Source organism: Herbaspirillum sp. GCM10030257 (genome assembly GCF_042666555.1).
In the GTDB taxonomy this organism is placed as follows: Bacteria; Pseudomonadota; Gammaproteobacteria; order Burkholderiales; family Burkholderiaceae_D; genus Noviherbaspirillum.
Genome location: NZ_JBHTDH010000001.1, coordinates 61,651 through 81,400, shown reverse-complemented (window position 1 = coordinate 81,400; position 19,750 = coordinate 61,651). Strand labels below are relative to the sequence as shown.

Sequence of the window (19,750 nt, the reverse complement as noted above, 5' to 3'; positions counted from 1 at the left end):
CAAACTCAGCGCTACGTGATTTTGCTGGTTTCACCGTAATGGCTATTCAATAAAAAAGCCGGTCCTCGTAAAATACGGAGACCGGCTTTTTTCGTGCTGCCTTTTTGATGCTGCAAGACTCTCGACAACTATCGAGATTTTTCTCAGGCCTGTTCCTGAGCTTGCTGAGCATCTTCCTTCATTTCCTTCTTGCAGTGCGGGCAGGACCGCCCCGGAATGTAATACGGTGACAACTGTTCGCGTGGCGTGACGACGGCGCGGCAGGCAAAGCACTGTTTGGTATCGGTCGCTTCCAGCTTGGGATTCAGCGCGGTACGGTAATCGAAAACGAAGCAGTCGCCTTTGTAGTGTGCACCGCCCACTTCCTCAAAATACTTCAGGATGCCGCCTTCCAGCTGGTACACGCTGTCATAACCGACATTCTGCATATGGATCGCCGCCTTCTCGCAGCGGATGCCCCCGGTGCAGAAAGTCACGATGGTCTTATCCGCGAGTTCGTCCTTATGCCTGGCGACAACTTCAGGGAAATCGCTGAATTTTTCAATCCGGTAATCCAGCGTGTTTTCGAAGGTGCCGACGTCGACTTCGAAGGCGTTGCGGGTGTCCATCATGACCACCGGTTTGCCGTTGTCGTCCACGCCCTGATCGAGCCAGCGTTTGAGTGTCTTGGCGTCGACCGCTGGTGCACGACCTTCTTCCGGCTTGATCAGCGGGTTTTTCATCGTAATGATTTCGCGCTTCAGCTTTACCAGCATCTTGGTGAAAGGCTGGCGGTCGGAGTAGCTTTCCTTGACTTCGATATCCGCAAAGCGCGGATCGGAGCGCAGAAACGCAAGGAACTGATCGATCGATTCGCGCAGGCCGGCGAGAAATAGGTTGATGCCTTCGGGACTGAGCAGAATCGTACCTTTGAGGTTCAATTCCTCGCAGAGAGCACGGAATTGCGGACGTTTTTCCGCAGTATCATCGAAGGTAATGAATTTATAGGCGGCGATGTTGACGTAAGTATTGCTTGACTGCATAAGTATTTAGGTAAGTCTTTGATTTGCCGACATTATATACGTTGCGTCAGCCGATCAGGTAGTCTGCCGCGCTACAAAATCAGTCTGGCGGCAGGGACAGGCGAAGAACGCGATTCCATCTGTCAATAGTCAATGTCGCCACAGTTCTCGCCACGTTGTGTGTAACGTCACAATCGCTTGCTTTCCGGAAGGAGGGCTCGCGGTAAAATATCAGGATGACCTCACCGCAATTCATTCATCTCCGCCTGCATTCCGAATTCTCCATCGTCGACGGCCTGGTCCGTATCGACGACGTGGTGAAATCGGCATCCAAGGACACCCAGCCCGCACTGGCCATCACCGACCTTGCCAATCTCTTTGGCATGGTGAAGTTTTACAAGGCGGCCCGTGGCAAGGGTATCAAGCCAATTGCCGGCTGTGATGTATGGATTACCAACGATGATGACCGCGACAAACCGTCGCGGCTGCTGCTGCTGGTGAAAAATCACAAAGGCTACCTGCAGCTTTGTGAGCTGTTGTCCAAGGCCTGGCTGACCAACGTCCACCGCGGACGCGCCGAGATTCGCACCGAGTGGCTGGAGCAGGGCGGCGCAAGCGATCTGATCGCCTTGTCCGGCGCCCATTCCGGTGATGTCGGCATGGCGCTCGACAATGGCAATCCGGCAGCCGCACAACGCTGCGCCGAAAAATGGGCAGCCATTTTTCCGAACCAGTTTTATATCGAAGTGCAGCGCTATGGCCAGCCGAATATGGAAGCGCATGTGCGGCAGGCGGTGGCACTGGCGACCAAGCTCAAATTGCCGGTGGTGGCGACGCATCCGATTCAATTCCTGAAGCGGGAGGAGTTCATCGCGCACGAAGCGCGTACCTGTATCGCCGAAGGCGAAATCCTTGCCAATCCGCGTCGTGCCAGGCGCTTCAATGAACAGCAGTGCTTCAAGACGCAGGCCGAGATGGCCGAGCTGTTCGCAGACATGCCGGCAGCCGTGCAGAACTCGATTGAAATCGCCAAGCGATGCAACCTGCAGCTTGAACTCGGCAAGCCGAAACTGCCGCTGTTCCCAACACCGGATGGCGTGTCGCTCGACGAGTTCCTCGTGCAGCAGGCGACGCAGGGCCTGGAAGAACGCCTGGTCCAGCTGTTTCCCGATGAAGCCAAGCGCGAGAAGAACCGACAGCGTTACGAAGAACGCCTGAAGTTTGAAACCGACACCATCATCAAGATGGGCTTCCCCGGCTACTTCCTGATCGTGGCCGACTTTATTCAGTGGGGCAAGAACAATGGCGTACCGGTGGGGCCGGGACGCGGCTCGGGTGCGGGCTCCTTGGTCGCGTATGCGCTCAAGATTACTGACCTCGACCCGCTCGAATACAACCTGCTGTTCGAACGATTCCTGAATCCGGAACGGGTATCGATGCCCGACTTCGATATCGACTTTTGCCAGGAAAACCGCGATCGCGTGATCCAGTACGTGAAAGACCGTTATGGCCGCGAAGCGGTGTCGCAGATCGCGACATTCGGCACCATGGCGGCGAAGGGTGCGGTGCGTGATGTCGGCCGTGTGCTCGACATGGGCTACAACTTCTGCGACGGCATTTCGAAACTGATTCCCTTCAAGCCGGGCAAGCTGGTGACGATTGCCGACGCGATTGAAGAAGAACCGCTGCTCAAGGAGCGGATGGAAAAAGAGGAAGAGGTCAAGCAGCTGCTCGATCTCGCGCAGCAGGTAGAAGGCATTGCCCGTAACATCGGCATGCACGCCGGTGGCGTGCTGATTGCGCCCGGCAAGCTCACCGATTTTTGTCCGTTGTACACGCAGGGCGGCGATTCCGGTGTCGTGTCGCAGTACGACAAGGATGACGTGGAAGCGGTCGGCTTGGTCAAGTTCGACTTTCTGGGGCTGACCACGCTGACCATCCTGGACCGCGCGGTGCGTTACATCAAGCAGCTCGACCCGGCGATGGCGGATTTCTCGCTGGAGAAACTGCCGCTGAACGACAGGCCATCCTACGAACTGCTGACCAAGGCCAGGACGGTCGCCGTGTTCCAGCTGGAAAGCCGCGGTATGCAGGGCATGCTGAAGGATGCGCGTCCCGACCGATTCGAAGACATCATTGCGCTGGTCGCGCTCTATCGTCCGGGCCCGATGGACCTGATTCCGGATTTCTGCCGACGCAAGCACGGCGAAAAATTCGACTATCCGGATCCGCGTACCGAAGGCATCCTCTCCGAAACCTACGGCATCATGGTGTATCAGGAACAGGTGATGCAGATGGCCCAGGTCATCGGTGGCTACTCACTCGGCGGCGCGGACTTGCTGCGTCGCGCGATGGGCAAGAAAAAGCCGGAGGAAATGGCCGAGCATCGTTTGATCTTCCGCGAAGGCGCCGCCAAGAACGGCCTGTCCCAGGAAAAGGCCGACGAAATCTTCGACTTGATGGAAAAGTTTGCGGGCTACGGCTTCAACAAGTCGCACGCCGCTGCCTATGCATTGCTGTCGTATCACACCGCCTACCTGAAGGCTCACCATCCTGCCGCGTTCATGGCAGCCAACTTGTCGCTGGCCATGGATGATACCGACAAGATCAAGATCCTGGTCGAGGATGCCATTGATATCTGCGGCCTGAAACTGCTGCCGCCGGACATCAACTTGTCTGATTACCGCTTTACGCCGGTCGGCGAGGCAGGCAAGAAGGCCACGCAGATCCGTTACGGGCTGGGTGCGGTCAAGGGTTCGGGACAGAACGCCATCGAAGCCATCCTTGCTGCGCGCGAGGAAGGCCCGTTCAAGGATTTGTTTGATTTCGTCAAGCGGGTCGACAAGCGGCAGATCAATCGCCGCACCATTGAAGCCTTGATTCGTGCGGGCGCCATGGATTGCTTCGGTGTCGACCGTGGCGTGCTGATCGCATCCGTGAATTACGCGATGGAGTGCGCGGACCAGGCGGAAGCGTCGGCCAATCAGGTCAGCCTGTTTGGCGGACCCGATGACGGTATGGAAGCGCCGCTCGAATACGTGAAGGCAGCGCCTTGGACCGAGAAGCAACGACTCACCGAGGAAAAGACTGCGCTGGGCTTCTATCTTTCCGGCCACCTGTTCAACGCCTACGAACAGGAAGTACGCAAGTTCGCTCGCGCCAAACTGTCCAGCCTCGAGCCGTCACGCGAGCCTCGCCTGATGGCCGGCATCATCAGTGCGCTGCGTACCCAGATGACGCAACGCGGCAAGATCGTCATTGTTACGCTCGATGATGGCACGGCCACGGTCGATGTCACGGTCTACAACGAACTCTATGAACCCAACAAGCAGCTCTTCAAGGAAGACGAATTCCTTGCCGTACAAGGCAAGGTGTCGGAAGACCGTTTCGCCGGGGGGATACGCGTGTCCGCCGACAAGGTGATGGACATCGCCATGGCGCGTGTGCAGTTCGGACGCCAATTCTGCTTCTCTGTGAATACGCGTATCGACGCGGCGCAGATCAAACAGATCCTTGCGCCATACCGCTCCGATACGGGCTTGCCTCTGACGATGCGTTACATGCAGGAAGGTGTCGGCAGTTGCGAAATTCGGCTGGCCGACGACTGGCGTGTCGCGCCCGCTGACGGCTTGAAGCAACTACTGGCCGATAAGCTGGGAGTGAAGGGCGCCACCGTCGAGTATTGACAGACAAGGTACGGCTTTGGTCAATGTGCGAATAGTGTTGTTGTTTTTTACGAAAGCAGAGCAACACAATCGCTCCAGACCTTCCTGCGTCCATGAGATGGCGGACGTGGCGCAGCTAGCGTATCGTACATGTGTCACTCAAATGAAGTTCATAGTGCTGGAGTCACTTTCCTTTAATTTCTCGGGCGGTAACAGTGACACCTGCCGCTATTCCTGCGTTCGACACGGCTGGTACTGATCCTCGGCGTGACGGAGAACGCCTGGCAATCCAGCTTTGCTTTCCGTCATGTCGTACCTCCCATAGCTCCCCTGCCGGCTCAGCAGCCGCCCAAGCCGCACATTCTTAAATGCTTTAGTATCAACTTCACGGGCGGGACGCATACCCTGGAATGCCCGATCACACACTCTTCTTATGTTTTACTCGGACCGGAGGATGTCATGCAATATACCAAGCTCGGGGCTACAGGCCTCACTGTTTCCCGCCTTTGCCTCGGCACCATGACGTTCGGCCTGCAAACCAACGATGCAGGCGCAGTGGCCATCATGGACAGGGCCGCAGAAGCCGGCGTGAGCTTCATCGACACCGCTGACGTTTATCCACTTGGTGGCAATGATGCCAGTATCGGCAACACCGAAGAAATTGTCGGGCGCTGGCTAAAAGGAAAACGAAACCGCTTCGTCCTCGCAACCAAGGCCGTCGGCAGAACCGGCCCCTGCGCCTGGGATCAAGGAGCGTCGCGCAAGCATTTGCTCGACGCCATTGACGCATCGTTGCTGCGATTGGGGACCGACTATGTCGATCTTTACCAATTGCATTCCGACGATCCGACTACGCCGCTGGATGAAACGCTGGAAGCCCTTGACGTCATTGTCCGCTCTGGAAAGGCGCGCTATATCGGCGTGTCGAACTTTCTCGCATACCGGATTGCCAAGGTACTTGGACGTGCGGAAGTGCGTAACCTGACCAAGATCGTGTCGGTACAGCCGCGCTATAGCCTGCTCTTTCGCGAGATCGAACGTGAACTGTTGCCGCTTGCGGCTGAAGATCGATTGGGTGTGATTCCGTACAACCCGCTTGCCGGCGGATTGCTGACGGGGAAACACAGCTTGCAGGAGGGACCTGCGCAGGGCACACGCTTCACATTGGGTACCGCAGCAGAACGCTATCAGGAACGATACTGGCACGACCGCGAATTCCGCACGGTCGAAGCCTTGCGTGCTGTCGTTGAAGAGGCCGGCCTGCCGTTGACGACGGTTGCGGTCGCGTGGGTGCTGGCCAATCCTGTGGTGACTTCGGCAATTATTGGCGCCAGCCGTGCCGAGCAGCTGGACGATACATTGCGCGCCGTGGAATTGCGGCTTGATCCGTCACTCAAGAATCGACTTGATGAAATCACCGCCGAGTACCGCCGCGGGGACGCGCCAAGGTAATAATCAATGAATGGTCCGCAAAGGATGTATTGCCATTGATGCAAACGCACAGTAGCGCATAGAGGTCGATACAAACACGTCGCTGTTGCATCAGTTTGGCGGTGACAGTTTTTTATGCGATGAATGAACGACCCGCACCAGACGCGGGTCGAACCACGTCAGGCGAATTTTAGCAATGCGTTGTTAACTCCATTGTTAACTTTATTGCGAAATTTCCCACGGGTACCTGGTGCGGGCAATAAACCGTCTGTCCCACCAAAGTATCTCTTCCCCTTCCAATAGAAATAAGCAGACGCACTACCCGCATTGTTGTGGCGCCGTGAGTGCTGCATGGAGCACTATGGCCACCCAAGAAAATATTCAACGTGCACCTGGCGCGCCGGCATTGCCTGTTACGCCATTTCGCTTCATCTGGCACTTTGTGTCTGCCTATCGCTGGCGCTACCTTGCTCTCATACTCTGTGAGACCGCCACGTCAACCTGCGGCATCCTGGTTCCGTATGCGCTCAATGTCATTATTAAAAGTGTCACAGGTGCGAAAGTCCATTCGATGGAAGTGGTCGCGGCCCTGCATGCGCCGCTCATGCTGTTCATCGCCCTGTCCGCCGGTGAGGTGGTATTCGGGCGCATTGCTGGCAGCATCCATATACGCCTGGGCCCGCGGCAGCGACAAAACGTCACGCGCGCGGTCTATCACTATTTGCAGTATCACTCGCATCGCTACTTCAGCAATAACTTTGCCGGAGCGCTTGCGCATCGCATCAGTGAAACATCGATGGGCGTGACCCAGACACTATGGGCCATCATTACCGAGTTCTGGCCAGTAGCCATTGTGTTCAGCGTCTCGATTGTCCTGTTATTCCATGCGCATACGCAGCTCGGCGTCTTCGTCTCGGTTTGGGCGTTCTTCTTCATTGGTATTTCCTACCTGCTGGCCCGGCGCTGCCAGCCCTATGCACTGAAGGCAGCCGCGGCGCGCAGCGAGACGACAGGAAAAGTGGTGGACTCGGTAACCAACCTGAGTAGTGCTCGGCTGTTCGCCCGCCTGGGTTTTGAGCGTGAACTGCTGGAGCAATCCCTGTCCAGCGAACTCAAGGCAATCCGCAAGTCCAATGGCTATAACGAGCGCGTGCGCTGGTTCCAGTTTTCTGCTGCGGCGCTGCTCAAGGTCGGCGTGCTGTACTACTCCCTGACCTTGTGGGGGAAGGGGGAAATCGGTGTTGGCGATTTTGTCATGGCAGTCAGCCTGTCGCTGCTGATCATCAACGAAGCGCGTAACCTGAGCCGGCGCTTCCTGGAATTCTTTGAATATATCGGCAACGTTGCCAACGGTGTGCAAACCATCCTGCGTCCGCATGAACTGGTCGATGGGATTGGCGCCGAGTCGCCAACAATCCGGCGTGGCGAGATTACGTTTAAAGACATTGAATTCGGCTACACACCGGATCGTAAGGTGTTCGACAAGCTCAATGTGCATATTCCGGCAGGACAGCGGGTCGGGCTCGTCGGCTTTTCGGGCTCCGGGAAATCAAGCTTTGTCAGCCTCATCCTGCGACTTTTCGACAGCCAGTCAGGCCAGATCCTCATCGACGGCATCGATATCCGCGACATGCGTCAGGACTCCTTGCATGCGCAGTTGAGCCTGATTCCGCAGGACCCCAGCCTGTTCCATCGAAGTCTGCTCGACAATATCCGCTATGGCCGTCTCGACGCCACCGATGAGGAGGTGATCGATGCCGCGCGCAAAGCGTATGCGCACGACTTCATCATGCAAATCAAGGAACAGTATCAGTCCATGGTCGGCGAGCGCGGAGTGAAATTATCCGGCGGCCAACGGCAGCGAATCGCGATCGCCAGGGTCATTCTGAAAGACGCGCCCATCCTTATTCTTGACGAAGCAACGTCCAGCCTGGATACCGTGACCGAAAAGGCGATTCAGGACACACTCGATGAAGTCATGAAAGGCAAGACGGTGCTGGTAGTCGCGCACAGGTTATCCACCATTGCACATCTCGACCGGATTCTGGTCTTTGAAAAAGGACGGATTGTCGAAGACGGAAGCCATGCCCAATTACTGGCAAAGCAGGGGACCTATTTCCAGCTATGGAGCAAGCAGTCCGATGGTTTTCTTCCAGACGATAATGTCGTTTCAGTCAACGGTGATATCTCAGCAGCACTGGAGCACGACGTTGGCGAAGTGCCCGGCCAGGCCCCGCTGAATGATGCCGAGTCAGGCCGACGCCGTATTTACGGCGGCGTCTCGGCACTCAACTGAATGTTGTGAGAACGGCCGGGCAGGACGTGTGAATTAACGCGGCGCGTTGCGCTCCACCCACTGTGCAAATGACTGCAGGAATTTCTGCATGAAGTCACGTGTGGAATCGTTTGCGATGTCGCCGTTGTCATTGAACAGGTTACCCGCTCCACCGATATAAGCTTCCGGCTGCTGCATCACTGGAACATTCAGGAATACCAGCGACTGGCGCAGATGATGGTTGGCGCCAAAACCGCCAATCGCCCCAGGCGACACGCTGATAACGGCACCCGGCTTGCCGTCCCACGCACTTTGCCCATAAGGCCTTGAGGCAATGTCGATTGCATTCTTCAGTACGCCGGGCACGGAGCGATTGTATTCCGGCGTAATGAACAGCACGGCATCCGCGTTCTGAATCTGCTGCTTGAAATCGTGCGCCGGTTGCGGCGGGTCGGGGTCGAAATCCTGGTTGTACAGTGGCAGATTGCCGATTTCAACAATGTTAAGCTTTAAAGAATCAGGTGCGATTTTCTGGAGGGCAAGTGCCAGTTTGCGATTCAGCGATTCCTTGCGCAGGCTGCCGACGATGACGGCAACGTTTCTTGTTGTACTCATGGTGCTCCTTTGTTCTGGAATGAGACGGCTGAAGAGGCCGGCTTGCAACGGTTCTTTCCGGCCCTCATGATTGATGGAACGGTATGTCGCCTAAAGGCTGTAGACCGACCGCTCGAATGTTTGTTCTGTCCAATTGGTCAACCCTGCGGCAATGGCATGATGTGCCGCATGCCAAGGGCGGTTCAGATAGGCACAAATATAGATTCGGCGATATGATGCAGCTGAAACTTATTGAAATAATCATACGGCCAAAAACCGGACGACGCTGACCAGTTTAACGTCCACAGCTATTTTTGAACAAAAAGAAGGGAACAACATTATGAATAACAGGCAGACCGGCAATGTATCCGAAGATTTTGGGAAGCTGATTCTCCGCGCCAGCCTTGCGCTGCTGATCCTTTTCCATGGGGTAGCCAAGATTATTAATGGACCGGATTTTATTACCGGCCTGGTCGCCAAAGCCGGTTTGCCGCCAGCTCTTGGCTACCTTGTTTATGTCGGTGAAGTCATTGCCCCCTTGCTGGTTTTGTTTGGCCTGATGACCCGTCCCGCAGCGCTTGTCATCGCTATCAACATGGTCGTGGCAGTTGGGCTGGTACACATGCCGGAATTACTCACCTTAGCCAAAACCGGCGGCTGGGCACTAGAGCTGCAAGGTATGTTCCTGGCTGCTGCGCTGGCGGTGGCTTTCCTGGGTGCTGGTCGCTACAGTGTTGGCGGACAAAGCGGCCGCTGGAATTAACACCAGAGCCACAGGCTGGCGAGCCTGAGACAAACGCTCACATAATATGTCTGTATGCGGCGCGATGTTCTTTCTCAAGGGCATCGCGCCGTACTTCTTTTAAAACGTATGAATCGGCGATTTTTCCCATCCGTGCGATTTCTTGGTATTTACCTCTTGAACTCTATGCCGTCGACCTAATCTACCATCCATGCAGATGGTTAATGGATGGTATATAGATGGCGAATGGTAAGAACATTGTTGCTACAGAGCAGAGACTGAAGGCTGGTGATAGCGAAAAAATCACGATCAACCTTGGCCCCGTGGACTTGGGACAAATTGATCTGCTTGTGCAGGAAGGCTTTTACACAAACCGTACGGATTTGATCCGTACGGCAATTCGCAACCAGCTGCAATCTCACGGCGAAGCGATCCGGCAGACGGTTGCCCGCAAGAGCCTGGTCTTGGGCCTACAGCACTATTCAAAAGCGGATCTCGAAGCAGTACAGGCTGCAGGACAGATGCTGCAGATCCAGGTGCTGGGACTGGCCAGCATCGCCGCCGATGTCACGCCTGAACTCGCCGTCGCCACCATTGAGTCTGTCACGGTACTGGGTGCGCTACACGCCAGTGCCCCCGTCAAGGCCGCCCTGGCCGGACGGATACACTAAACCTCACGAAGGAATTCCATGAAAATCGATGAAGGCTTTCTCGCGCGGATGCGCGAAGCCGCCCAATTGCTGCAAAGCGCCGGCCCCATGGCAGCCACGGAGGCAATCCAGCGCGCCTTGCACGGCGAAACGCCAACTGATGACCAACCAAAGCCAAAGACAAGTACTGATACAAGCACGCAGGCGCCCAACACGACAGCATCCGGCACAGCCCAGCGGCCCAGAAATCCGTTTCGAGCCGGTAAATGGGTCGGCAAATGGTCTCCCTCGGCAGACCGCCAACCGGTTGAAGATGTGGAAACGCACACCGCATCAGAGCCGGGCCAATTCCTCGCCGGCTCTCTGACCAATGCGGCCGGTCGTCGCGACTATAAGCTTTATGTTCCGACCAGCTACAACGGCCAGGCGATGCCACTGATCGTTCTGCTGCACGGATGCAAACAAAACCCGAGCGATTTCGCGGCCGGCACCGGCATGAACAAACTGGCGGAAGAACAAGGCTTCCTCGTGCTTTATCCTGGCCAGGCGCAATCGGCCAATAACTCTGGTTGCTGGAACTGGTTCCAGCCGCAGGATCAACGACGTGACGCCGGGGAACCTTCGATCATCGCCGACATGACGCGCAAGGTGATTGCCGAATACCACATTGACGCACAACGCGTCTATGTGGCCGGCTTGTCCGCCGGCGGTGCAATGTCGCTGGTGATGGGGGCTACCTATCCCGATCTGTATGCGGCGGTCGGCGTTCATTCAGGGTTGCCCTACGGCGTTGCGCAAGATGTACCGTCTGCCTTTGCCGCCATGAGCGGTGCCAAAATGAAAACCGGCCTGCCGAAAAGCACAAAGAAGCCCTTGGCGCCGTTGCCGAAAGCGGTTCCGGTTATCGTGTTCCATGGCGATCGCGACGCTACGGTTCATCCGATGAATGCGGAACAGGCATTCATGCAAAGTGCCGGTGCATCGAAGCAGGCTGCCGATGTAGTCAGCGAAGAGTCAGGCGAGGCTGGCGGACGTCGTTATACGCGACGTTTGCGCAAGAATGCGGAGGGCACCTCGACCGCGGAACACTGGCTCGTGCACGGTGCTGGACACACCTGGCTCGGCGGCAGCTCACGCGGTTCCTATACCGATCCGAAAGGCCCGAACGCCTCGCAGGAAATGCTGCGGTTCTTCCTGTCGCAAAGCTTGCCCAAGCAGTAATGCGAGCACTCCCCCACACCGGCCATCGTGTCGGTGTGGAAAGGGACATGTCTGCGCGCCCCGAACACGGACCTCTGAAGTCTTGCATAATAGGCACGCTTGCCGTACAAGGCGTCTTCCAGAGGATATATCGTGACAACGACACCAACGCAGACCTTCGCAGCAGCCACCACACCGGTGGCACAAGACACCGTCATCACAACCGATACGCAAGGCCTGGTGGCCGGCATGACCGAGGTCGCGACCAGCGACCAGGCGATTCCCGCCTATTACGCGGCACCGTCGACTAGCGGTCCGCATCCGGTGGTCCTTGTTGTGCAGGAGATCTTTGGCCTGCATGAACACATCAAGGATGTCGTGCGGCGTTTTGCAAAGCTTGGCTATCTTGCCATCGCACCGGAGCTCTATGTTCGCCAGGGTGACGTGGCGCCGTTGCAAACCATTGATGAAATCCGCAAGATCGTCGCTACCGTGCCCGATGCACAAGTGATGACCGACCTCGATGCCTGTGTCACATGGGCCGGACAACATGGCGGTGATACGCGCAGGCTTGGCGTTACCGGGTTTTGCTGGGGCGGACGGATTACCTGGTTGTACGCCGCGCATCAACCCAACCTCAAGGCGGCCGTTGCCTGGTATGGCCGATTGGCCGGCGATACAAATTCGCTTAATCCAGTCCACCCGGTTGGCGTTGCCGCCCGATTGCATGCGCCGGTACTGGGACTATACGGCGGGCAGGACCAGGGGATTCCGCTGTCCACCGTGAAGCAAATGCAGGATGCGCTGGCGCAGGCAGGCAACCACGCATCGAAGATTTACGTGTATCCCGACGCCCCGCATGCTTTCTATGCGGACTACCGTCCCAGCTATCGTAAAGATGACGCGGAAGATGGCTGGCAGCGTCTGCAGTCGTGGTTCGCGCAACATGGCGTGTGATTGCGACGTGACAAGGACCTGAAAAAGACCCTATAGTTGCACCGTGACACCCAGTGACAGCGAACATGAACATCGAGATACGAACAGCCAGATCGGAAGACGCCAATGATGCCTGCAACGTGCTTCGCCGTTCGATATCCGAATGTTGCACGGTTGACCATCGCAATGATGCCGCCATTCTTGCAGCATGGCTTGGCAACAAGACTCCCGATACCGTAACCAGCTGGTTCGCTGCGCCCGCCAATTATTCCATCGTGGCCTTGACCGACGGCATACTCGCCGGCGTTGCCATCATGACGAGACAGGGAAAGATCGTCCTCTGTTATGTGAGTCCTGAAGCGCGCTTTCTCGGTATCGGCAAGGTTTTGCTCCGCACCCTGGAAACGCGCGCGGCCGAACTGGGCCTGTCAAACCTGCAGGTCACAAGCACGATTACCGCCAAATGTTTTTATGCACGCAATGGCTATCTTGAGGGCACTACCGCCCAGACCGCCTTTGGTACGGAAGGCATTGTGTTTACCAAGCGGCTCACTGCAAGTTATGGCAAGAAAGCCCCATGCCGGTGCGGCGCTGCCGAGGCCTAGCAGTTCAGCTGGATGAATCTACACAGGCCTTCGCACATCGCAAGGCCATCTGAATTTATATAGTCATCTGGAAATTCTTGAATGCTCAAGTATGACGGTCCGCGAGCCGGTCTCTTGCATCATCCAGTTGCCTTTCCAGATCTTCGATCGCTTCCAGGCTTGCTGCGATCGTATCTCGTACATGCATCGGCTGATCAGACTGTTTTAGCAGATTGCGCAGGTCGGCTTTCAACTGTTCATAATTAATCGGGTGCATGACATGGTTTCCGGTTGTCTGGTTATCTTGCAATTTACACCGGTTTTGAATCGGTGGACTGACACAAGAGGAAACTTCCGTCTCGACCTAACGATTATTTCGATTCTATCGATGCCGGAGAGCTTGATATAGATTAAAGACTTCACGTCGCGCATCATCGACATTCAACCCAAGCCAATGGAAAAAAGGAATGGCAATGATGAATAATTCCCGACATCTTCCTGCACTTCTGTTTGCGCCCGGCTCCGAATCGATGATGGCAGGCTTGACAGTGATGACGCCATGGACCGTCGCAACCTGTCTAGCCCCCGTTGCCGTGGTAACCGCAGTTGGTATGTTTCAGCGCCGAGGGAATGTAAAGTCTGCTCGCGAACACGAGGCGAGAAAGGCGATCAAGGACTTTATTGAAGGTCGTTGATGGGCTTCCCTTCTCGGGTTGCTTAACGTACTGCCTGGTTCCTGTAACCAACGCACTGCGGATAATTTCTGACTGTGACGCGGGGCGGCGGACACTGCGGCTTAATACGAAAAGCGCATAAAGAACCGCAAAACTATTCGTTCTTATTTCACAAGCACTTCTTTAACCTGACGACTTCTGAAACCGGAATCATCGCCAGGGAGAATAAAGATGTTGCTCAAGAAATTTGTCCAGTCCGCCTTGCTGCTGGCTTTCGCTGCGCCCGCCGCATGGGCCGCCGATACCAGCCTGCTCAACGTATCCTATGATCCGACACGTGAGCTCTATCAGGACGTCAATAAAGAATTCGCCAAGCAATGGAAAGCGAAAGCCGGCGACAACATCAACATCAAACAGTCGCATGGCGGCTCCGGCAAGCAGGCGCGCTCGGTCATCGACGGGCTGGACGCCGATGTCGTCACCCTGGCGCTAGCTTATGACATCGATGAGCTCGCCGACAAGGGCCTGCTGGCAAAGGATTGGCAGAAGCGCCTGCCGCATAACAGCTCGCCTTACACCTCCACCATTGTCTTTTTGGTTCGTAAAGGCAATCCGAAAGGCATCAAGGACTGGAACGACCTGGTCAAACCCGGTGTATCCGTCATTACGCCAAATCCCAAGACCTCGGGCGGCGCGCGCTGGAACTATCTTGCGGCATGGGGCTATGCATTGAAGCAACCCGGTGGCAATGACGCCACAGCCAAGGAATTCATCGGACGTCTGTTCAAGAATGTTCCCGTTCTGGACTCGGGCGCACGGGGTGCGACGACCACCTTCGTTGAGCGTGGCATCGGTGATGTGCTGATCGCGTGGGAAAACGAAGCGATCCTCGCGATCAAGGAACTCGGTCCTGACAAGTTTGAAGTGGTCGCGCCGCAGCAAAGCATCCTCGCCGAGCCACCGGTCGCCGTCGTCGACAAGGTCGTCGACAAGCGCGGTACCCGTAAGGTCGCTGAAGCGTACCTGCAATATCTGTACACCGATGAAGGTCAGGAAATCGCTGCGCAAAACTACTATCGTCCGATTTCCGACAAGGTAGCAAAAAAGTACGCTGCGCAATTCCCGAAAGTAAAGCTGTTCACGATAGATGAAACCTTCGGCGGATGGAGCAAGGCGCAGAAGGCACACTTCGCCGACGGCGGCTCGTTCGACCAGATTTACCAGCCGGGCAAAAGGTAATCACCACAAGAACCGACACCGACTGGATTCACCATGAGCATCCTTTTGTTAGCGGGCAGTCCGTCCATTCCTTCGCGCTCGACGCGACTGCTGCATCATGTCGGCGAGCGCCTGGCTTTGCTGGGACATCGTTACAGCAAGCTGCACGTCCTTGATCTGCCGGCGCAAGCGGTGTTGCAGGCTGATTTCAGTAATGCGGACATCAAGCTCGCGAAGTCCCAGGTCGAACAGGCCGACGCAGTCGTCATCGCGACACCGGTCTACAAGGCGGCATACAGTGGCGTGCTGAAGGCCTTCCTCGATCTGCTGCCGCAGGACGGGTTGGCCGGCAAGCTGGTCCTGCCGATCGCTACCGGTGGCAGCCAGTCGCATATGCTTGCTCTTGACTACGCATTGCGTCCTGTGCTGTCAGCGCTCGCAGCGCGGCATGTGTTGCCCAGTATTTATGCAACGGAAGCGCAGATCATCTGGACCGCGGACAAGGGGCTGACTGTCGACCCCGCAATTGCCGGGCGCATTACCGAAGGAATCGAACATCTTTCGGCAAACCTGTATGCGCTGCGGCGTACAAAAACTTCTTCCGCCACCGAATTCACATCGGTGCCTTTCGCCCAGGTGCGATGTAGCGTGTAGAGCACCGTCGGCGTCATCTGGCCCAGTCAGGCCAGAAGCGTTCCAAATGCATCGCCTGCTCTAGTCCCTCACTGATTACACATCCACCGCCCGATCCTGGTCGTGGCGGGAGCGACCATCGCGCCTAATGCGAGCGATGGCAGGGAGAACTTTTGCCTGATCAATCAACACACGCAACGAATACAAAGCATACCAACTGCAAGAAAGGACATGACATGGACAACAATAATACACGCAGCGCCCGGCGCCGTACCCTGGGACTTCTTTCAGCGGCTGCACTGGGCGCTATTGCCACGACATTGCCGGGTGCCGCATTGGCACAATCGAAAGCCGGCAGTCTGCGCATCGGTTATCAAAAGTATGGGACGTTGACCATCCTAAAAGCACGAGGCACCTTGGACAAGCGTCTTGCGGCACAAGGTATTGATGTCAAATGGACGGAATTTCCGGCGGGGCCGGCACTGCTGGAAGGACTGAACGTTGGCAGCATCGATTTCGGTACCGTAGGCGAAGCACCGCCGATATTTGCGCAAGCAGCGGGTGCAAACCTGGTGTATATCGCCAATGAACCGCCAGCACCCTTATCGGAAGCGATCGTGGTACCGAAGACTTCCACGCTGAAAACAGTGAAGGATTTGAAAGGCAAAAAAGTTGGCCTCAACAAGGGCTCGAACGTGCATTATCTGCTGGTCAAGGCGCTAGAAAAGGCTGGGCTCGACTACAAGGATATCGAGCCAATCTATCTTCCGCCTTCCGATGCACGCGCAGCGTTTGAACGTGGCAGCATCGATGCGTGGGTGATCTGGGATCCGTTCCTCGCCGCTGCAGAAAAGCAGTTCGGTGCCCGCATACTCGCTGATGGCCAGGGATTGGTCGCAAACCACCAGTTCTTCCTTGCTTCGCGTCCTTACGCAGAGAGAAATTCCGACATTGTAAAGCTCATCGTCGATGAACTGGTCAGGACGGATGAATGGAGCCGTCAGAACGTGAAGGAAGTCGCCGCCATCCTGGCCGGGCAGATTGGCTTGCCAGCCGATATCGTCGAACTGGCCGCGTCACGTTACGCGTATGGCGTCACGCCGGTCAACGACGCAGTCTTGCACGAACAGCAAAAAATTGCCGACGTGTTCGCCAATCTGAAACTGATTCCGAAGAAGATCAACGTGCGCAGTGCCGTCACTGGCGCAAGGCTGTAATTAGGAGCAAAAATGAGCCTCAATGTTTTCTGGTTCTTACCCACACACGGCGACAGCCGTTATCTCGGCACCTCCCGTGGCGCGCGTCCCGTCAATTATGACTATCTCCGGCAGGTTGCCGTTGCAGCCGACACGAACGGCTATGACGGGGTGCTGATTCCAACCGGGCGCTCATGCGAAGACCCATGGGTGGTCGCATCCAGTCTCATCGGTGCGACAAGGAACCTGAAGTTTCTTGTCGCGATTCGACCGGGTCTCAGCACTCCCGGCCTCGCCGTGCGAACTGCAGCAACCTTTGACCGCTTATCTAACGGACGCCTGCTGGTGAATGTCGTGACTGGCGGCGACCAGGGGGAACTGGAAGCCGACGGCCTGTTCGCCGATCACGAGACCCGTTATGAAATCTCTTCGGAGTTTTTGCATGTCTGGCGCAACGCACTCGCCGGAGAAGGCGGTGACAAGGGCGTTGACTTCAATGGCAAGCATATCAAGGTAAAGGGAGCCAAAACCCTGTACCCGGCGGTACAAAAACCACATCCACCCTTGTATTTCGGTGGCTCGTCGGACGCCGCGCACGAGCTGGCAGCGGAACAGGTCGATGTCTATCTCACCTGGGGCGAGCCTCCGGCGGCAGTCGCCGAAAAGATCGCGGATATCCGGGCGCGTGCGGCAAGGCACGGACGCACCGTACGCTTCGGCATTCGCTTGCATGTCATCGTGCGTGAAACCAATGAAGCCGCATGGAAGGCGGCCGATGAATTGATCAGCCACCTCAGCGATGACGTCATTGTCAAGGCCCAGGCCGCGTTTTCGAAAATGGATTCGGTCGGCCAGAAACGCATGGCTGCGCTGCATGGCGGACGACGTGACAGGCTGGAAGTCTCACCCAATTTGTGGGCGGGGGTCGGACTGGTACGCGGTGGCGCAGGCACTGCGCTGGTGGGCGATCCCGAAACCGTCGCCGCACGCATGAAAGAGTATGCCGATCTCGGGATCGACACCTTCATCTTTTCCGGTTATCCACATCTTGAAGAAGCGTACCGTTTTGCCGAACTGGTGTTCCCGCTGATCGGCAAGCAAGCCCCCGGTCAGTTGCATCAGGGATCGCTGACCGGACCGTTTGGTGAAATCGTCGCCAACGAAATCCTGCCACAGGTATCACAAAGCTAAAGGGGTCATCATGCATGTCACTACCGCAGATTTCGAGGCATTGACGCCGCCTGCCACTGATGCGGCACACCTGTCGTGGAGCAGGATCGTGGCCACACGATTGGCTCCCTGGATCGTGCCAATCCTTATGATTACAACATGGCAGCTCGCGGCGCAATTTGGCTGGCTGTCCAGCCGTATCCTGCCAGAGCCAATGGCCGTCCTCAAGGCGGCATGGGAACTGACTGCGTCGGGCGAGCTATTCGTTCATGTCAGAATCAGCACATGGCGTGCACTATCGGCATTTGCCGTCGGCGGCGGGCTCGGATTGTTCCTGGGGCTGCTCACCGGCAGTTTCCGGCAAGCGGAAACCTTGTTCGACACCACCATTCAGATGGTGCGCAACATCCCGGCGCTGGCGCTCATTCCTTTGGTGATCCTGTGGTTTGGCATCGATGAGGCGGCAAAGTTATTCCTGGTATCCGTCGGCGTATTTTTTCCGGTCTACCTGAATACCTTTCATGGTATCCGTTCGGTGGACAAGGGATTGATCGAGATGGCGCAGAGCTACGGGCTGTCGGGATGGGCACTGTATCGTGATGTGATCCTCCCGGGTGCGCTGCCATCCATTCTGGTCGGCGTGCGTTTTTCGCTGGGCCTCGTATGGGTGCTGCTCATCGTGTCCGAAACCATCTCCGCACAATCCGGGATTGGATACATGACGATGAACGCCCGTGAATTTCTGCAGACCGATGTGGTTCTCGTCGGCATCCTGCTCTACGCACTGTTGGGAAAATTTGCCGACGTACTCGCGCGTCTGCTGGAACGTTACACGTTGCGCTGGCACCCCGGTTATCAGTGAGCGAATGCACATCAATGCAATAGAGACTACCACGCAGAAAAAACATGACAGGAACAGAGCAACATGATCAATGACTCGATTGAGCATCACCAGGCAGTCAAAGCGGGCACATCCGGCAAACGTGGCGTGCGCGTCAACGTGAACGCCCTGTGGAAATCATACGCCGGCAGGCCCGTGCTGAAAGCAGTGGAGCTGGATATCCGGCCCGGCGAATTTATCGCCATTGTGGGTCGCAGCGGTTGCGGGAAAAGCACCTTGCTCCGGCTCATTGCGGATCTCGAAAGGCAAGATAACGGGCAGATTGCTTTCGTTACCCCAGACAATGCCGGCCGGCGGCCCGATACCCGCATCATGTTCCAGGACTCGCGCCTGCTGCCATGGAAGCGTGTCCTGGATAATGTCGCGCTGGGCCTGGATGACCCCGGCGACAAGGCTGCGCAGGCGTTAAGCAACGTCGGGTTGAAGGAGCGCGCCAGAGAATGGCCTGCGGTCCTGTCGGGTGGTCAACGTCAGCGTGTTGCGCTAGCCCGCGCTCTAGTACATGACCCGGAGTTGCTTTTGCTGGACGAGCCGCTCGGCGCACTCGACGCATTAACCCGCATCGAAATGCAGCAGCTTATCGAAGACTTGTGGCAGGAAAGGGGATTTACCGCTGTGCTGGTCACTCATGACGTACAGGAAGCGATTGCGCTTGCCGATCGCGTTGTGCTGATTGAAGATGGCAGGATCACCCTCGACGAACGGATTACGCTGGCGCGCCCGCGTGCGCGTGGTAATCCCGCATTTGCCCGGCTGGAGGAACTGATTCTTTCGCGCGTCCTGCAGCATCCTGCATCGCGGCTCGATGGCCCGCTTGGCGATCTGTCCTTGTTAAAGACGGTCAATCAGGTGTCGTGGGCGGTGTAATACCAGTCCTGGA

At 56.5% G+C, this 19,750-nt stretch carries 18 protein-coding genes; 15 read left to right on the top strand and 3 right to left on the bottom strand.

Annotated features, from left to right (window positions below; translation table 11 throughout):
- Positions 1 to 143: 143 nt before the first annotated feature.
- Entirely contained in the window at positions 144 to 1,022 is an 879-nt protein-coding gene (locus ACFQUU_RS00340) for a sulfurtransferase (RefSeq protein WP_382240974.1), read from the bottom strand.
- Positions 1,023 to 1,237: 215 nt separating this feature from the next.
- Here ACFQUU_RS00340 and dnaE point away from each other — a divergent pair, with 215 nt between their 5' ends.
- The 3 genes from dnaE (at position 1,238) to ACFQUU_RS00325 (ending at position 8,393) form a co-directional block, all read left to right on the top strand.
- The gene (dnaE, locus tag ACFQUU_RS00335; protein ID WP_382240971.1) at positions 1,238 to 4,687 is read left to right on the top strand and encodes a DNA polymerase III subunit alpha; all 3,450 of its coding nucleotides are present in this window, start codon (positions 1,238 to 1,240) and stop codon (positions 4,685 to 4,687) included.
- 438 nt (positions 4,688 to 5,125) lie between these two features.
- Positions 5,126 to 6,118 carry an aldo/keto reductase gene (locus ACFQUU_RS00330; protein ID WP_382240968.1) on the top strand — a complete coding sequence of 331 codons (993 nt, stop codon included), beginning with the start codon at positions 5,126 to 5,128 and terminating at the stop codon, positions 6,116 to 6,118.
- A 340-nt stretch (positions 6,119 to 6,458) separates the two neighbouring features.
- A complete protein-coding gene (locus ACFQUU_RS00325; protein WP_382240964.1) occupies positions 6,459 to 8,393 on the top strand; it encodes an ABC transporter ATP-binding protein in 1,935 nt (644 codons plus the stop codon).
- A 33-nt stretch (positions 8,394 to 8,426) separates the two neighbouring features.
- Here ACFQUU_RS00325 and ACFQUU_RS00320 read toward each other — a convergent pair whose 3' ends face one another.
- A complete protein-coding gene (locus ACFQUU_RS00320) occupies positions 8,427 to 8,987 on the bottom strand; it encodes an NADPH-dependent FMN reductase (RefSeq protein ID WP_382240961.1) in 561 nt (186 codons plus the stop codon).
- Between the two features lie 319 nt (positions 8,988 to 9,306).
- Here ACFQUU_RS00320 and ACFQUU_RS00315 point away from each other — a divergent pair, with 319 nt between their 5' ends.
- The 5 genes from ACFQUU_RS00315 (at position 9,307) to ACFQUU_RS00295 (ending at position 13,099) form a co-directional block, all read left to right on the top strand.
- Positions 9,307 to 9,729: a DoxX family protein gene (locus ACFQUU_RS00315; protein ID WP_382240958.1), complete on the top strand. Its 423-nt coding sequence runs from the start codon at positions 9,307 to 9,309 to the stop codon at positions 9,727 to 9,729.
- 218 nt (positions 9,730 to 9,947) lie between these two features.
- Positions 9,948 to 10,379, top strand: coding sequence for a CopG family transcriptional regulator (locus ACFQUU_RS00310; RefSeq protein ID WP_382240955.1), 432 nt, complete (start codon positions 9,948 to 9,950; stop codon positions 10,377 to 10,379).
- 18 nt (positions 10,380 to 10,397) lie between these two features.
- The gene (locus ACFQUU_RS00305; RefSeq protein ID WP_382240952.1) at positions 10,398 to 11,579 is read left to right on the top strand and encodes an alpha/beta hydrolase family esterase; all 1,182 of its coding nucleotides are present in this window, start codon (positions 10,398 to 10,400) and stop codon (positions 11,577 to 11,579) included.
- Between the two features lie 132 nt (positions 11,580 to 11,711).
- On the top strand, positions 11,712 to 12,515 hold the full coding sequence (locus ACFQUU_RS00300; RefSeq protein WP_382240950.1) for a dienelactone hydrolase family protein: 804 nt from the start codon (positions 11,712 to 11,714) through the stop codon (positions 12,513 to 12,515).
- Positions 12,516 to 12,580: 65 nt separating this feature from the next.
- Positions 12,581 to 13,099, top strand: a complete 519-nt coding sequence (locus ACFQUU_RS00295; protein WP_382240947.1) for a GNAT family N-acetyltransferase — start codon at positions 12,581 to 12,583, stop codon at positions 13,097 to 13,099.
- Positions 13,100 to 13,184: 85 nt separating this feature from the next.
- On the opposite strand, the gene ACFQUU_RS00290 is transcribed toward ACFQUU_RS00295, so the two are convergent.
- The gene (locus tag ACFQUU_RS00290; protein ID WP_382240944.1) at positions 13,185 to 13,355 is read right to left on the bottom strand and encodes a hypothetical protein; all 171 of its coding nucleotides are present in this window, start codon (positions 13,353 to 13,355) and stop codon (positions 13,185 to 13,187) included.
- A 196-nt stretch (positions 13,356 to 13,551) separates the two neighbouring features.
- On the opposite strand from ACFQUU_RS00290, the gene ACFQUU_RS00285 reads away from it, so the two are divergent.
- The 7 genes from ACFQUU_RS00285 (at position 13,552) to ACFQUU_RS00255 (ending at position 19,737) form a co-directional block, all read left to right on the top strand.
- Positions 13,552 to 13,773 (top strand): hypothetical protein, encoded by a 222-nt coding sequence (locus ACFQUU_RS00285; protein ID WP_382240941.1) that lies wholly within the window; start codon positions 13,552 to 13,554, stop codon positions 13,771 to 13,773.
- Positions 13,774 to 13,983: 210 nt separating this feature from the next.
- Entirely contained in the window at positions 13,984 to 14,991 is a 1,008-nt protein-coding gene (locus ACFQUU_RS00280) for a sulfate ABC transporter substrate-binding protein (RefSeq protein WP_382240939.1), read from the top strand.
- A gap of 33 nt (positions 14,992 to 15,024) precedes the next feature.
- The gene (gene ssuE / locus ACFQUU_RS00275; RefSeq protein WP_382240936.1) at positions 15,025 to 15,624 is read left to right on the top strand and encodes an NADPH-dependent FMN reductase; all 600 of its coding nucleotides are present in this window, start codon (positions 15,025 to 15,027) and stop codon (positions 15,622 to 15,624) included.
- A 215-nt stretch (positions 15,625 to 15,839) separates the two neighbouring features.
- Positions 15,840 to 16,820 (top strand): sulfonate ABC transporter substrate-binding protein, encoded by a 981-nt coding sequence (locus ACFQUU_RS00270; RefSeq protein ID WP_382240934.1) that lies wholly within the window; start codon positions 15,840 to 15,842, stop codon positions 16,818 to 16,820.
- A 12-nt stretch (positions 16,821 to 16,832) separates the two neighbouring features.
- Complete coding sequence (ssuD, locus tag ACFQUU_RS00265) at positions 16,833 to 17,990, top strand: FMNH2-dependent alkanesulfonate monooxygenase (protein WP_382240931.1); 1,158 nt, start codon at positions 16,833 to 16,835, stop codon at positions 17,988 to 17,990.
- Positions 17,991 to 18,000: 10 nt separating this feature from the next.
- Positions 18,001 to 18,831 (top strand): aliphatic sulfonate ABC transporter permease SsuC, encoded by an 831-nt coding sequence (gene ssuC / locus ACFQUU_RS00260; RefSeq protein ID WP_382240928.1) that lies wholly within the window; start codon positions 18,001 to 18,003, stop codon positions 18,829 to 18,831.
- A gap of 63 nt (positions 18,832 to 18,894) precedes the next feature.
- On the top strand, positions 18,895 to 19,737 hold the full coding sequence (locus tag ACFQUU_RS00255; RefSeq protein WP_382240926.1) for an ATP-binding cassette domain-containing protein: 843 nt from the start codon (positions 18,895 to 18,897) through the stop codon (positions 19,735 to 19,737).
- Positions 19,738 to 19,750 lie beyond the last annotated feature (13 nt).